This window comes from Streptomyces luomodiensis (assembly GCF_031679605.1).
In the GTDB taxonomy this organism is placed as follows: Bacteria; Actinomycetota; Actinomycetes; order Streptomycetales; family Streptomycetaceae; genus Streptomyces; species Streptomyces luomodiensis.
Genome location: NZ_CP117522.1, coordinates 5361672 through 5377170, shown reverse-complemented (window position 1 = coordinate 5377170; position 15499 = coordinate 5361672). Strand labels below are relative to the sequence as shown.

The window sequence follows — 15499 nt, the reverse complement described above, 5'->3', positions numbered from 1 at the left end:
GGCCCGTTTCTCTTGCCCCTCCTCGACCTAGGTAGGTGAGTGTGACCACCGCGATGGGCGCAGCGCTGCGCCGTATCCAGCTGGGCAACGCGCTGAGCGCGTTCGGCAACGGCTTCACGGTCCCGTTCCTCTTCGTCTATGTGGCGCGGGTGCGGGACCTCGGCGCGAACACCGCGGGCGTGGTGCTCGCGACGTTCGCCGTGGCCGCGCTCGCCGTGCTGCCCTTCATCGGTCGGCTGATCGACCGGCGAGGGCCGCAGTCCGTTGCCGTCGCGGGTGCGGTCGCCGCCGCTGTCGGATCGATGGGGCTGGGGCTGGCGGCGAGCGAGCCGCCGGTCATCGCCGCGGCCGGAGTGCTGGGCGCGGGTATGGCGGCCATCCAGCCCGCGCTGGCCACGCTGATCGTCTGGTGCTCGACTCCGCTCACCCGGTCGCGGGCCTTCGCCACCCAGTTCTTCCTCGGCAACCTGGGCCTCGGGATCGGCGGGCTGCTCGGCGGGCTGCTCGTGGACGCCTCCGCCGCCGCGAGCTTTGTGCGGCTCTTCGCGATCGACGCGGTGATGTTCCTGGCGCTCGGCTCGGCGGTCGCGACCGTAAGGCTGGAGCGGACACCGGTGTTCGACGGCCCGGTGCCGACCGTCGGTGAGCGCCTCGGCGACACCGGCCGCTGGCGCTCCCTGCTCGGCGACCGCGCCATGGTGCAGCTGTGCGTGCTGGGCTTCGTGATGTTCTTCGCCTGCTACGGACAGTTCGAGTCCGGGCTGTCGGCGTTCGCGGTGGACGTCGCCCGGATATCGCCGTCGATGCTGGGTGTCGCCCTGGCCGCGAACACGGCGGCGATCGTGCTGGCGCAGTTCGTCGTGCTCAAGCTGGTCGAGTGGCGGCGGCGCAGCCGGGTGATCGCGCTGGTCGGGCTGGTCTGGACGGTGGCGTGGTGCGCCGCCGGGGCCGCCGGCCTGGTGCCCGGGGGCCAGGCCGTCGGCGTCACCGCGATCATCTCGGCGTACGCGCTCTTCGGACTGGGCGAGGCGATGCTGTCGCCCACGGTCGCGCCGCTGGTCGCCGACCTGGCGCCGCCGACGGCACTCGGTCAGTACAACTCGGCGTTTTCGCTGGTGAAGCAGCTGGCCCTGGCGGTGGGCCCGGCGGTCGGCGGGCTGCTGGCGGGAGCCGGGCTGTACGGGACGTACATCGCGACGCTCATCGTCTGCTCGCTCGGCATCACCGCGCTCGCGCTCAGGCTCGGCAAGCGGCTCACGGCCCAGCAGGACAATCCGCTGCGGGCGACGGTCGCCGGTGCCTCGGTGCCCGCGCCGCGGGCGGCCTCGTCGGACGAGGTGATCACCGCGGCCTGAACCGGCCGGCCACTCCGCCCTCGCCCTGGCGCGGCGATGGAGCCGCTCGGCTCCGCCGTGCCGGGGCGTTGTGCCGGTTGGGACCCGTCCCGCTCAGGTCTGCCGTCCCCGTACCGCTCGGGCCCGTCACCGACGTTCGCGGACCACGGCCGGTGCCGCGTCAGCGGCCTCTTCGGACCACGCGCCTAGTCCGCCGGCAGGGCGAACTCGCACCACACCGCCTTGCCGCCGCCTGGTGTGCGGCGTGAGCCCCAGGACGAGGCGATGGTCGCGACGATCGAGATGCCGCGTCCGGCCTCGTCCACCGGTTCGGCCCGGCGGCGGCGCGGCAGATGGTCATCACCGTCCGTCACCTCGATGATCAGGCGGCGGTCGGTGCGCCGCAGCCGCAGCCGCATGGGCGGAGTGCCGTGCTGGAGGGAGTTGGCGACGAGCTCGCTGGCGGCGAGCACGCCCAGATCGCGCAGCTCCATGGGGAAGCGCCAGCTGGCGAGCACCCCGGAGGCGAAGGCTCGGGCGCGCGGTGCGGCTTCCACCCCGCCGAGGAGCTCCAGCGCGGCGTTGTGGAAGAGCTCCGCGTCGTGCCCCGTACGGGCGGGGTGCTGGAGGACCAGCACCGCCACATCGTCGTCGTGCTCCGCGGTGATGCCCAGGGCCCTGATGAGGCGGTCGCACATCACCTGGGGCGAGCCGGTCGCGCCCGCGAAGACGCGTTCGAGCGCGGCCACACCGTCGTAGATGTCCTTGTCGCGCCGCTCCACCAGACCGTCGGTGTAGAGGACCGCGCTGGCCCCGGGGCCGAGCGGGACCGAGCCGGAGGTGTGCAGCCAGCCGCCGGTGCCGAGCGGAGGTCCGGTGGGCTCGGAGGCGCGGCGGACGGTGCCGTCCGGGTCGCGGACCAGGATCGGCAGATGGCCCGCTGAGGCGTAGACCAGGCGGTTCTCGTTGGGGTCGTGGACGGCGTAGACGCAGGTGGCGATCTGGTGGGGGTCGATCTCGGCAGCCAGGCCGTCGAGGAGCTGTAGGACCTCATGCGGCGGGAGGTCGAGCCGGGCGTAGGCGCGGACGGCGGTGCGCAGCTGGCCCATGACGGCGGCGGCCCTCACACCGCGTCCCATGACGTCGCCGATGACGAGGGCGGTGCGGCCGGCGCCCAGGGTGATGACGTCGTACCAGTCGCCGCCCACCGCCGCGTCCGTGCCGCCGGGCTGATAGGTGGCGGCGACCCGCAGATCGTCGGGCTGCTCCAGTTCCTGGGGGAGGAGGCTGCGCTGAAGGGTGACGGCGGCCTCACGCTGGAGGCGCTCGCTGGCGCGCAGCCGCTCGGCGGATTCGACCTGGTCGGTGACGTCGGCGCCGAAGACGAGCACGCCGCGGACCGGCTCGGTGGCCGTGGCGGGGGCGGGCTCAGTGGCGACGGGCTCAGTGGTGACCGCCTCCGGCGTGACGGCCTTACGGAGGGCGGCTTCCGGGATCGGTCCGTCCACCGGCGCCCCGTCCACCGGTGTTCCGTCCACGGCGCCCTCGCCCGCCCGCTCGTCGGCCGGCGCCCCGGGGGCGGCGGCCGTCGGCACGGCCATCTCGATCGGGGAGCAGGTGAAGGTGTAGTAGCCGTGGCGCGACCGGCCGGAGCCCGGGGCCGCGCCCTCCTGCCGCGGGCCGGGCGTGGTCGCCGGGCGGCCCGCGGGCACGCGCCGGGACTTGACCGTACGGGGCTTGCCGCTGCGCAGCACCTGGTCCATGAGCGGCAGCAGCCCCAGCTCCCTCATCTCGGGCAGGGCCTGGCGGGCGGAGGTGCCGAGGGCCCGGGAGCCGAAGAGCTCGGCATAGGCGTCGTTGAGGTAGGCGATGCGGTGCTCGGGTCCGTAGACCACCGCGACCAGTGCCGGCACCTGGCCGAGGAGGTCATGGACGGACAGCCCGTCGAGCGTGGGAACGGCGGCGGGCGCGGCGTCGGAAGGGGCGGCCGCGGGAGGCTCGCCGCGCCCCGAGGCGTCGGCGCGCTCGCCCCTGGCCGCCGGGACGGAGCCGCCGCCCGCCGCGGCCGCGGGCTGCGGCCGCCGCGCACCGCGGTCGGCTCGGGCGGCGATGCGTCGCTGGGTTCGGGGGAGCCGGGCGCTCCAGCGCGTGAAATTCACTGCGGGTTACCTCGTGGGGTGGTGGCTGAGCAGCGCGCCGGCGCGGGATCGGGGAGCTGGGTGCGGGTACGGGGGGCGACCCCCAGGGGAATGCGGCAAACTTCCGAATCCTCGCGATTGTCACTCTTTGCAGATACGAGCCCACCCATGGTCACACGTCCAGTGTGGCCGACCGGTCTGACATCCGTCAGACGCCGATCGTGGGAGGGGAGTTCCCGGCTCCGCCCCGATTGGCTCAACTGGCCTCGGGATGGCGACCGGTATCCGCGGCGAGTTTGAACTCGGCGCGCGGGTTCTCCAGCGACCCCAGCGAGACGATCTCCCGTTTGAACAGCCCGGACAGGATCCACTCGGCCAGCACGCGCGCCTTACGGTTGAACGTCGGCACCCGGCTGAGGTGGTACACGCGGTGCATGAACCAGGCCGGATAGCCCTTCAGCTTTCGTCCATACACATGTGCGACGCCCTTGTGGAGCCCCAGGGAGGCCACGGAGCCCGCGTACGTGTGCGCGTAGTCCGTGAGCGGCCGGCCGGCGAGTGAGGCGAGCACGTTCTCGGCGAGGACCTTGGCCTGGCGGACGGCGTGCTGTGCGTTGGGGGCGCACTCCGCACCGGGCCGGTCGGCCGTCAGGTCGGGGATCGCCGCGGCGTCCCCGGCCGCCCAGGCGTGCTCCACGCCCTCCACCTGGAGCGCAGCCGTGCAGGTGAGGCGGCCGCGTTCGTTGAGCGGCAGATCGGTGGAGGCGAGGATGGGGTGCGGTTTGACGCCCGCGGTCCACACGAGCGTGCGGGTGGGGAAGCGCGAGCCGTCGCTCAGCGCGGCGATCCGGTCGGCGCAGGAGTCCAGGCGGGTCTCCAGCCGGACGTCGATATTGCGGTCGCGCAGCTCCCGGACGGCGTACTTGCCCATCTCCTCGCCGACCTCCGGAAGGATCCGGTTGGTGGCCTCGACGAGGATCCACTTCAGATCCTCGGGGGCGATGTTGTGGTAGTACCGGACGGCGAACCGGGCCATGTCCTCCAACTCGCCGAGCGCCTCGACACCCGCGTATCCGCCGCCGACGAAGACGAAGGTCAGCGCCGCGTCCCGGACATCGGGGTCCCGGGTCGAGGAGGCGATGTCCAGCTGTTCGAGCACATGGTTGCGCAGGCCGATGGCCTCCTCGACGGTCTTGAAGCCGATACCGAACTCGGCGAGACCGGGGACCGGGAGGGTGCGGGACACGGAGCCGGGGGCCAGCACCAGCTCGTCGTAGTGGATGTCGACCGTGCCGGCGCCCTCTTCCTCGGTGGCGAGGGTTCTCACGGTCGCGGTGCGTTTGCCGTGGTGGATCGCGGTGGCCTCGCCGATGACGACCGTGCAGTCGGGCAGGACCCGGCGCAACGGCACCACGACATGGCGCGGTGAGATGGATCCGGCAGCCGCCTCGGGCAGGAAGGGCTGGTAGGTCATATACGGCTCGGGGTCGACCACGATGACCTGTACGCCGCCGTGCCTCAGCTCTCGCTTCAGCTTCCGCTGGAGGCGCAGCGCGGCGTACATCCCGACGTAGCCACCGCCGACAACGAGAATGCGCGCAGGTTCCTTCACCCTCCCATGAGGCACGCGCGGCCGCGGTTTGTCCACAGGCCCGACGAATTGTGTGACCGGACGGCTTGGCCCGCCGCACGGTGCGGAATCGGTTGCACGTACGAAATGTCCGCAGGTCAGCCCCGGGATGGGCGGTGACCGACGGGTGGCGAGTCGGAACAAGGCGGTCCTGTGCTCCGATCAGTGGGCGTTCTGTCCCGAGCTACCCTCTTCTTTCTTGACCTGTGCTCAACTATGTTCGTACTTCGTCGGGGTTGTGACTGCCTCGACAGTCTGGGCGGGGAGTCTCCGGGGGGAGACGTCATTACCGGGGGATCACTTATGCACCTTCAGGGTTCGTCATGGTCCGCAGCCGTCGCGTCGTCGGACGGAAACGGCGGACGGAACACACCGCTGCGCGTGGACGCGCAGCGCAATCTGGAGCACGTCCTGCGGGCGGCCCGCGAAGTCTTCGGTGAGCTGGGGTACGGGGCTCCGATGGAGGACGTGGCGCGCCGGGCGCGGGTCGGGGTGGGCACCGTCTATCGGCGGTTCCCCAGCAAGGACGTGCTGGTGCGACGCATAGCCGAGGAGGAGACGGCAAGGCTGACCGATCAGGCGCGGGCGGCGCTGGGTCAGGAGAACGAACCGTGGTCCGCGCTGGCCCGGTTCCTGCGCACCTCGGTGGCGTCCGGCGCGGGCCGGCTGCTTCCGCCGCAGGTGCTGCGGGTCGGGGTCGACGTGGAGGCCGAGATCCGGCTGCCGCAGCCGCGGCAGGCGGCGTTAGCCGGACCGGCTCAGCCGGAGCTGCGGCTGGTCGAGCGGCCGACCGCACCTGAGGACGAGCCGGACGACGCGGGCGCCGCGGCGCTGCTGGAGGTCGTCGGGCAACTGGTGGAGCGAGCACGGGCGGCGGGCGAGCTGCGCCCGGATGTGACGGTCGCCGATGTGCTGCTGGTGATCGCCACGGCGGCGCCCTCGCTGCCGGACGCGGCGCAGCAGGCGGCGGCGTCGTCCCGGCTGCTGGACATACTGCTGGACGGGCTGCGGTCGCGCCCCGTGGGGTGATGCCGTCGGCCCGGGAGTGATACCCGCGCCCGGCAGGGTGACATCGGTATCGGTATCGGTATCGACGACGCCGAAGGGCCGTGCCGGGCGGGGTGCACATGTATTTGCGTATGCACTGGTGCGCTGGGCGCTATGGCGGCATCGGCATGTGTCGGCCCGGTGGGCGGTCCGCATGGCTCGTGTTCTGTTTCCCGGGTTCGTTTCGTGTTCCGGGGTCCAGGGGGTGCGCCGCGTTGGAGCGGGCGGGCGGGCGGTGCGATGTCCTTAATCGGCATCCGGGTCAGCCTCCGGGTCGGCAGCCCCGGCCCGGCCTGCGGTCTCGTCCCAGGTGACGGCTTCGGCCTGGGCAGGGGTGGCGTCGGTGGCGTCGAGAGACGTCAGCACCTCGTCGAGCAGGCGGATGGCCTGCTCGGGGGTGAGGGTCGTGTTCTCGGTACGCAGTTTCTCCACCGCGTCATGGCCCAGCGCCTCGCTCAAGCGCGCCACGGTCGTGCCGACGTCCTCGGCCACCAGTGGTGAGCGCGGCAGCCGGCCGCGCCAGCCGTCGGCGGCGCCCACCAGCCGTGCGGCGAGCCGCTCTTGCCCGCATCTCGCCAGGAGTTCCGCCGCCGACTCTGCTTGATGGGCCAGCAGCAGCTCCATGGAGCCCGCCTCGAGGCCATCGCGCAGCGTGTTCCGCAGCTTGCGCACTCCGCCGGCCAGATCGCCCTCCAAGCCGGTGATGCGGCCGTCCAGGCCGTTGATCACGACCCAGAACTGCGGCGGTGGAGTGCCGCGCAGCGCGAAATCCCGCGCGGCGTCGCAGCGGGCTCGCGCCTGGGCCAGATCACCGCGCACCAGCTCCACCAGGCTGCGCAGGACCTGGTTGAAGGCCCGTGTGTCCTGGGTGCCACGACGCTCCGCCTCCTGCTCGGAACGCTCCACCAGCCCTATCGCGCCCGCCACGTCCTTCTCGTGAAGGGCGAGATCGGCGAGGCGGGTGAAGAGGAACGGCACCTCGGTGTGCGCGCCGAGCTCCTGCGCGAGTCGCCGTGCCTTCTCATAGGCGGCCCTCGCCTCCGCGAACCGCCCGCGATGGGCGGCGATCTCGCCGCGCGCCCCCTCCACCTGGGCGAGCATCCAGCGGTCGCCGACGCGGGCGGTCAGCTCGCGCAGCTCGGCCAGGTCGTCATCGACGCTTTCGATGCCGCCGGGCATGTCGATGGCGAGGTGGGTGCGGTACATCAGCGTGACGCCGACCGCCCAGTCGTCACCGTGCTTCCGGCAGCCGGCCACGGTCTGGTCCATGAGCGGCAGCACACCGGCGAAGCCCTCGACGGCGAAGGCGGCGAACGGCCACAGCAGACCGGGGAAGCGGGCACTGCGAGGCCCGGGATTGCCCGCGTAGGCGTCACGCATGCGTAGGGCGGCGTCCCGGATCCCGGGGTCACTCAGGTCCGGCCCGCTGCCCTGCTCCGCGAGCAGGAAGAAGAGCAGCATCCGCAGGTCCATGAAGTGCCAGTACCGGGTGACTTCCTCGTCGACGCCGTCCACACCGTCCGGCACCCGGGCCGGGATACGAGGGAATCGCTCGAACGGGTGGTCTCCGTCCGGTGTCTCCTCCAGTCCATGGTCCGGGCGGTCTTCCAGGGCCAGGGCGCGGCCGATCCAGGCGGCGCCCTCGTCCCGGTAGTTGCGCAGCCACCAGAACCAGCCCATGGAATGGATGAGCGCGAAGAAGGTGTCCTCGTCCGCGGTGGTCAGGGAGCGGTGCAGCACTGCCCGGATGTTGTCGAGGTCGGCCTCGACGAGGCGCAGCCACGGCAGTTGTCCGGCGGAGCGCAGACGGGGCTCGGCGGTGCGCACGAAGTCCCGGAAGTGGGCGGTATGGCGGGCCACGGCGGCCTTGTGGTCGGCACGGGCCGCGGGGCCCTCGGTGGCGCGCTCGCTGACGTAATCGTGGATCGTCTCCAGCATCCGGTAGCGGGGCTCCCTGCCCGCCGTACCGGCGGACTCCGCCGCCGTACCGCGCGAGGGGTGGTCGACGACCAGGAGCGACTTGTCGACCAGCGCCCCGAGCAGCTCCAGAACCTCAGCCGGCGTGATCCGGGCGCCGGGGCGCGCATGAAAGCGCAGGGGGGAGCGCGTCTCGGCGCGCGCAACCGCGTCGGGGGCCGGGGGCCGCGGTGTGCCCGCCGTCGCGTCCGTAAGGGCGCCATGGACCTCGCCGTCGTCCGTAAGGACGTTTTCGACGGGCTGTGCGTCCGCGCACACCGCCTCCGCCGCGGACAGGGTCCACCCGCCCGCGAAGACCGACGCACGGCGCAGCACGGTGCGCTCGCGCTCATCGAGGAGGTCCCAGGACCAGTCGACGACGGCCCGCAGGGTCTGCTGGCGGGGCAGCGCGGTTCTGCTGCCGCTGGTCAGCAGGCGGAAACGGTCGTCCAGCCGGTCCGCGATCTGCCGTGGGGTCAGCAGCCGCAGCCGCGCCGCGGCCAGCTCGATCGCCAGCGGCAGACCGTCCAGGCGGCGGCAGATCTCCGCGACCGCGGCCGCCGTGTCCGGATCGGCCGCCGGGTCGAACCCGGGCCGTACGGTCGCGGCGCGCTCGGCGAACAGCTGGTGAGCCGGGGCGGGCGGAAGCGGCTCCACCGGCCTGACGATCTCGCCCGGCACCCCCAGCGGCTCCCGGCTGGTGGCGAGCACGGTCACCCCTGGGCAGTGCTCGAGCAGGGTCTCGGTGAGCCGGGCGGCGGTGTCGATGACGTGCTCGCAGTTGTCGAGCAGGAGCAGCAGCCGACGGTCCGCGCAGTACTCGACGAGCCGGCTGGTCGGGTCCACACCGTCCGTCCCAGCGGCGCGGCCTTCGAGCCCGGAGGCGAGCAGCGTGGTCTCGCGGCGGCCGACCGCGCTCAGGACGGCGCCGGGGACGGCGGAGGGCTGGTCGAGCGGGGCGAGTCCGGCGATCCAGACGCCATCCGGGTAATCGGCCGTCACGGTCCCGGCGGCCTCCTCGGAGAGCCGGGTCTTGCCGGAGCCGCCGGGGCCGGTGAGAGTGACCAACCGGGCGCTCTCCAGGTCCCGGAGGATGTCGCTGATCTCGGTCTCCCGACCGACGAAGCTGGTGAGGCGGGCTCTGAGGTTGCCGTGCGGCGGACGCGGTACGGCGGTGCGCGGACCGGCCCCCCGGCCGTCGGCCCCGCCTGCGGCCCGACCGTCGTACGCCTCCCCGGGCCGAGGTTCGAACGCCTCCCCGGGCCGACGGTCGAGCGCACTCCTGGCCCGGCCGTGGCCCCCGCGCTCCTCCGCCCCGTCCATGGCCCGGCCGTCGACCCGGCGCTCCGCCACGCCGTCCGCCGGGTCCCCGACGTGGCCATCGGTCCGGATACCGGCTCGGGCACCGGTCCGGCCCCCGCCCGTGCTCCCGCTCTCCCTCCCGGACCCGGACCCGGACCCGGTCCCGGTCGCTCCGTGGCCGTCAGCGCGCGGCGCTGCGTCCGCCGCGGTGGACGGGTCGCCGCGCGCGGCGATCGGCTCTCGGAGGGCCGGCTCGGCGGCGGTCGTCAGCAGCCGTCTGTGGAGCTCCCTCAGCTCCGCTCCTGGGTCGGCGCCGAGGCGTTCGGCGAGGGTGCGGCGGACGTCCTCGTACGCAGCAAGGGCGTCGGCGGAGTGACCGGCCGCCCGCAGGGCGCGGATCAGCTGGGCGTGGAACGTTTCGTCAAGCGGGTGGTCCGCGACGAGTTCGCGCAGCTCCGGTATGACGTCCGTAGGGCGGTCGAGCGCGAGGTCGGCGTCGATCCGGCGGTGCAGCGCGGTCAGCCGAAGCGCCTCGGGGCGGGCGGCGGCCGCGTCCCGGTCCGGCAGGTCGGCGAGGGCCGGACCGCGCCACAGGGCGAGCGCCTTACGGAGGGTGGCGGCGGCGGTCTCGGGGTCGCCGGCCTGCAGGGCGCGTAAACCCTCGTTCGTCAGCCGCTCGAAGCGCAGCAGGTCGACGTCGTCCTGGGGGACGGTGGTCGCGAGGCGGTAGCCGCCGAGTGAGGAGATCACGGCGCTCCTGCCGATGGCCCGGCGCAGCCGGCCGACGAGCGCCTGGAGCGCGGCGGGCGCGTCATGCGGAGGGTCGTCGGCCCACACCTCGTCGATCAGGACGTCGACGGTGGCCGGGGCGGGGCGTGCGGCTCGTACGGCGAGCGCGGCGAGCAGTGCGCGGATGCGGGGGCCGCCGAGGGGCAGTGGGTTTCCGTGGTCGTCGCGCGCTTCGGTGGTGCCGAGGATCAGATACCGCACAGGGGCCATTCTCCTAGGTTGCTTGTTGCCGCTCGGGAGATGGTGCGCGTGACGGCGCTGGGGTCCGTTCGTTTCGCCCGCCGTAAGGACGCCGACTTCAGCCGTAAGGACGCCGACTTCATACGCCGCCTGGCCCTCACGCCGCCTGGCCCCCACACGCCGCACGGCCCCCACACCGCATGGCCCCAACTCCCCGCACCGCACCGCACCGCCCCGGCCCCAGGACCCCCGCCATACCCCCGCGAGCGCTCGGTGCGGCACGCCGCGTGGGCGCCCGGTGCGGGATGCCCCAAACGCGAGGGGCCCGTTGGCGCCCCGGTGCGGCAGCAAGCCGTCACAGGCTCGGTCGCGGCACCACTCCGCCCGCCACCGCCCGTTGCCGTGGCGCCGCCGTGCCCGTCCAGCAGGTGCCCCGGCGGGCCAGCAGCCGCCGGAGCCAGACCTCGGTGGAGACGAGTTCGGCCAGGCCGTCCAGGGGGAGCCGCTCCCCCTGTGCGGCGGCGCGCAGCGCCTTACGGACGACACGGGCCTCGATCAGGCCCGCGTCGGCCAGCAGCGGCGCGTCGAAGAGGGTCATCAGTTCGCCGGCCCAGGTGCGCATGCCGGTCCGTACGGCGGCGGTGTGGGCGGCGTGGGAGGTGGCGCCCCAGCCGGGGGGAAGCTCCCGGATGCCCGCTCCGGCGAGGACCTCGCGCAGCACCGCGGCGCGCGCCCCGGGTTGCACCCGCAGCGCTTCGGGGAGCGCGCGGCAGGCCCGTACGACCTGGTTGTCGAGGAAGGGCGCGTGCAGGCGCTGGCTGCGGACCTCGGCGGCCTGCTCGAAGACGCGGTGGTCGGCCGCGTAGCGGGCGAGGGCGGCGTCGGCGCGGCGCTCCCCTGGGCGGCGCAGCAGCACGGGGCGTACGGCCGCCTCCTCCAGCCGGACGGACACCTCGGCGAGCGTCTCTCCGGTGAGCCAGCGGGCGGCGGGTCCGGGGCGGCACCACGTCAGGGCGGCGAGGGAGGCCGATACGGCGCCGGGGCCGCGGGCCGCCTGGTCGTCGGCGAAGCGGCGCTCCAGGAGGCGCGCCGCGGCCTCCTGGACGCCGTCGCGGTAGGACGTGCGGGCCAGCCGGCGCGCGGCCCGGTAGACGGTGAAGGGCACGAAGAAGGACTGCGCGGAGGGGCCGTCGGCCTTCGCGAGCGCGGTGGCGGGACGCAGCAGATGGCGTCTGCGGCGGTCGAGCAGCAGGTCGGCGAGGCGCGCGGGGTGGGCGTCGAGCACCTGGCGGGCGCCGTGGCCGATGAAGTGGTCCGCGCTGCCTGCGGCGAGCCGGCGCCGGTGGCGTTCGGCGATGACGAGGGAGGGGCCGGGTTCGTCGGTGAGGGCGCCGGTGTCCAGGCCCGCGTACGGCAGGGCCTCTTCGCCCGCGGCGACGACCACATGGTGCAGCCGCGGATTGGCGGCGATGGCGCCGGCGCGCTCCAGCTCGGCCTCGCGGGTGCGGGCCCCGCCCGTCGTGGCCAGGTCGTTGAAGGTGACGGCCAGGAGCCGCTCGCCCGCCTCGGTGCCGTGTCCGAAGAGGGTGCCGGGCCTTCCGGGGAGACCGGCCGCGAGCAGGGCGAGGGTGGCGGAGGCGCTGCCTCCGGACAGGTCGGCGCCGATGCCGGGGGCCGGGGCGCCGCGGGCCGCCCGCCGTTCGGCGGGCCCCATGCCGGGCACCGGGCCGGGGTCGCGGCCGGCGGTCTCGGGGGCGTGGCGCGGGGCGGTGAGCCGGGCCCGTACGGCCTCCACGAGGGCGTCCCGGACCGCCTCCACGGCCTCGTCCTGGTCGAGTGGGGGTGCGGCGACGGCGAGGGACGCGGTGGGCTCGTAGCCGGTGACGTCGCGGGCGCCGTCGCGCAGGATCAGGGCGTGGCCCGGGGGGACGCGTCTGACGCCCATATAGGGTGTGCCGTCGCCCATGGCCTCCGGGGAGTCGGGGCAGGCGAGCAGCGCGCCGAGGTGGCTGACGTCGAGCTGTGCCTCGATGAGGTCGGCGAGCGGGAGCGCGGCCGTGGCGTAGGCGGTGCCGCCGGCCCAGTCGGTGTGGAAGACGGGCCGGGCGCCGGCGAGGTCGCCGGCGATGGTGACGCGGCGGCCGACCTGGGCGACGGCGGTGTAGCTGCCGGGCCAGGCGGTCAGATGGCGCAGGGCGCCGCCGCGGGCGGCGAACAGGCCCACCCGCAGCTCCTCGTCGCTGGCGCCGCAGCAGCCGAAGACGGCGAGGCGGGTGAAGGGGTCGGTCTGGACGACGCGTACCTCATCGGGCCGCCAGTCGCCCACTGCCCACAGCGGATCGGGGTCGGCCCACAGGAGTTGGGCGCCGACCGGCTGGATCGCACGGCCTTCCGGGGGGACCGGGCCGGATGCGGTACTGCTCCACCCCACCAACCACCGCATCGCCGCCTCCACAGGCTGTGGGCATCCAGGGCAACCAAGAAGTAGGTGCCATCATGCACAGCATGTTGACGGTTTCGGCTTCGAACCGGACAACAACGTGGATCTCTTGGATGTCCCGTGACCACAGATGACCACAGGAATCGCAGAGTTGATCACAGGGGGTGGCGCCTCTCAGGAAGGCATCCGTAAGGAGCCATGAGGGAACCACCGCCGGTAGCGACCCACCGTTCCGCCGTGGCCCATGCTGCCACGATTGGGGCGCGCAAGAGCGCAAGGGCGTCGACGAGTGTGCGGAACGGCGCAGAAGCGGCGCGCGGGAGGCGCACGAAAGGGAGCACGGAAGGTCGCACGCCAAAGCCAACCCGGCACCAGCCCGACGCCAACACGGCGCCACCCCGTGCAGCAGACAAGGGACTTACGTCTCGGAGCGGTGAACCGCTTTCATGCAGGGCGGTGAGCCGCTCACCGCTCTGCGCGGAAGAGAGCGTCCCGCGTCGGGCCTCCCCCTCCCCGGTCCGACACGGGAGCCCGGCCGTGATGGGCGTTATTCAGCCAAATCCTCGTGGCGCTCTCGATGGTCTTGCGGACGCCCTGTATGTGCTCAACTGCCGCCCCTCGCACCCCCCGACACGACAGTCCGGGAGGCGGCATTCGCCTCCCGGACCGTTCCGCCGCCCGCGGGGAATGAGGCGGCGGCGTCCCCCAGCCCACTGGATCCAGTACAGCGGGCCGACCCACGCAGGACCCATCGAAACGTCCCCGCCGCGAGGGAGACAGAGCGCACACACGGGCGCACAGCCACACACACCGGGAGCACACGTCACGCTCCGCACGCCCGTTCGTACAAGAATCTCGCCATCCGGGACACCACCTCTTAACGGTCGGGATGCGGCGAACTACGCTGGGTTTACGAATGCCCCGTGCTTATGCCGGGGCGGCCGTCGGTGCTGTCGAGGGGTGCGCATGTCCAGGGAGCCACGCGGGCCGAACGAAAAGCTCGGCACCGTTCTCGCCCTCGCTGGGATCAGCAATGCCGGGCTCGCGCGGAGAGTCAACGACCTCGGCGCCCAGCGCGGCCTGACGCTTCGCTACGACAAGACGTCCGTCGCGCGCTGGGTGTCCAAGGGCATGGTGCCCCAGGGTGCCGCGCCACACCTCATTGCGGCTGCGATCGCCAGCAAACTCGGTCGCCCCGTTCCCCTGCACGAGATCGGCCTGGCCGATGCCGATCCGGCCCCCGAGGTCGGTCTCACCTTCCCGCGCGACATCGGCCAGGCCGTCCGCTCCGCGACCGAGCTCTACCGGCTGGATCTCGCGGGTCGGCGCGGCGGGGTCGGCATCTGGCAGAGCCTGGCCGGATCCTTCTCAGTAAGCGCGTACGCCACCCCGGCCTCGCGTTGGCTCATATCCCCCGCCGACAGCTCGGTGGCCCGCGAGCCCAAGGATGCCGAGGACGGAACGACCACCGGCGCGAGCGCCGCGAGCGGGACCGCCCTGGAGGCCGTGCCGCCGCAGCGCGTCGGCCACAGTGACGTCACCAAACTGCGCGAGGCCGCCGAGGACGCCCGCCGCTGGGACTCCAAGTACGGCGGCGGCGACTGGCGTTCGTCCATGGTGCCCGAGTGCCTCCGGGTGGACGCGGCGCCCCTGCTGCTCGGCTCGTACAGCGACGAGGTCGGCCGCTCCCTCTTCGGCGCCACCGCCGAACTGACCCGGCTCGCCGGGTGGATGGCCTTCGACACCGGCCAGCAGGAGGCCGCGCAGCGGTACTACATCCAGGCGCTGCGCCTGGCCCGCGCCGCGGCCGACGTCCCCCTGGGCGGCTATGTGCTGGCGTCGATGAGCCTCCAGGCCACCTACCGCGGATTCGCCGACGAGGGCGTGGACCTGGCCCAGGCCGCCCTGGAGCGCAACCGCGGCCTGGCCACCGCCCGCACCATGAGCTTCTTCCGGCTCGTGGAGGCGCGCGCCCAGGCCAAGTCCGGGGACGGGCCCGCCTGCGGGGCGGCCCTGAAGTCCGCCGAGGGCTGGCTGGAGCGCTCGCGGGCGGGCGACCCCGATCCGTCCTGGCTGGACTTCTACAGCCATGAGCGGTTCGCGGCCGACGCCGCCGAGTGCTACCGCGACCTCCGGCTGCCGCGCCAGGTGCGGCGCTTCACCGAACAGGCGCTGGCCCGGCCGACGGAGGAGTTCGTGCGGTCGCACGGGCTGCGCCTGGTGGTGTCCGCGGTCGCCGAACTGGAATCGGGCAATCTGGACGCGGCCTGCGCGGCGGGTGCCCGTGCCGTCGAGGTCGCCAACCGGATCTCGTCCGCGCGTACCACGGAGTACGTACGCGATCTGATGCGCCGCCTCGAGGCGTACCGCGACGAACCGCGCGTCGCCGAGCTGCGCGAGCAGGCCCGGCCGCTGCTGGTGGCCCCGGCGTGAGCGGGCCGGGGCGAGTGGGGCGAGGCGAACGGACCGGGGCGGGCGGATCGAGGTGATCGGATCCGAGTGGGCGATGCGCGAAGAATCACCCGATACAGGCGGCTCAACGCCGTCCGCCCGAGATGAGCGGCTCGACGCGCATCGAACCGTATGACCGGCGCGACCGACCCGGAACCTGGTCATCGCATGGGTTTCGGGCCGTTGTCAGTGGCGCAGGTCATGATAGGGATCGACGGTCGGGCGACTGGAC

General features: G+C 73.4%; 7 protein-coding genes. 3 read left to right on the top strand and 4 right to left on the bottom strand.

Annotated elements, in window-relative coordinates:
* Window positions 1–41: 41 nt before the first annotated feature.
* Window positions 42–1355: an MFS transporter gene (locus PS467_RS22630; RefSeq protein ID WP_311039935.1), complete on the top strand. Its 1314-nt coding sequence runs from the start codon at window positions 42–44 to the stop codon at window positions 1353–1355.
* Window positions 1356–1540: 185 nt separating this feature from the next.
* Here the strand turns inward: PS467_RS22630 and PS467_RS22625 are convergent, their stop codons facing one another.
* Window positions 1541–3493 carry an ATP-binding SpoIIE family protein phosphatase gene (locus PS467_RS22625; protein WP_311036793.1) on the bottom strand — a complete coding sequence of 651 codons (1953 nt, stop codon included), beginning with the start codon at window positions 3491–3493 and terminating at the stop codon, window positions 1541–1543.
* Window positions 3494–3728: 235 nt separating this feature from the next.
* Window positions 3729–5084, bottom strand: coding sequence for an NAD(P)/FAD-dependent oxidoreductase (locus PS467_RS22620; protein WP_311036792.1), 1356 nt, complete (start codon window positions 5082–5084; stop codon window positions 3729–3731).
* A gap of 321 nt (window positions 5085–5405) precedes the next feature.
* Between PS467_RS22620 and PS467_RS22615 the strand changes: the two genes are divergently transcribed.
* Window positions 5406–6131, top strand: a complete 726-nt coding sequence (locus tag PS467_RS22615; protein ID WP_268973471.1) for a TetR/AcrR family transcriptional regulator — start codon at window positions 5406–5408, stop codon at window positions 6129–6131.
* A 264-nt stretch (window positions 6132–6395) separates the two neighbouring features.
* Here the strand turns inward: PS467_RS22615 and PS467_RS22610 are convergent, their stop codons facing one another.
* Both PS467_RS22610 and PS467_RS22605 read right to left on the bottom strand, forming a co-directional pair.
* A complete protein-coding gene (locus PS467_RS22610) occupies window positions 6396–10397 on the bottom strand; it encodes an AfsR/SARP family transcriptional regulator (protein ID WP_311039934.1) in 4002 nt (1333 codons plus the stop codon).
* Window positions 10398–10731: 334 nt separating this feature from the next.
* The gene (locus PS467_RS22605) at window positions 10732–12819 is read right to left on the bottom strand and encodes an asparagine synthase-related protein (protein WP_311036791.1); all 2088 of its coding nucleotides are present in this window, start codon (window positions 12817–12819) and stop codon (window positions 10732–10734) included.
* 963 nt (window positions 12820–13782) lie between these two features.
* Between PS467_RS22605 and PS467_RS22600 the strand changes: the two genes are divergently transcribed.
* The gene (locus tag PS467_RS22600) at window positions 13783–15249 is read left to right on the top strand and encodes an NsdA family TPR-like regulatory protein (protein WP_311036790.1); all 1467 of its coding nucleotides are present in this window, start codon (window positions 13783–13785) and stop codon (window positions 15247–15249) included.
* The last annotated feature ends 250 nt before the right edge of the window (window positions 15250–15499 follow it).

Bases quoted from the DNA above. Each gene is read 5' to 3' on its own strand.
- PS467_RS22615 (WP_268973471.1), top strand. From the start codon at position 5,406: ATGCACCTTCAGGGTTCGTCATGGTCCGCAGCCGTCGCGTCGTCGGAC.
- PS467_RS22600 (WP_311036790.1), top strand. From the start codon at position 13,783: ATGTCCAGGGAGCCACGCGGGCCGAACGAAAAGCTCGGCACCGTTCTC.
- PS467_RS22605 (WP_311036791.1), bottom strand. From the start codon at position 12,819: ATGCGGTGGTTGGTGGGGTGGAGCAGTACCGCATCCGGCCCGGTCCCC.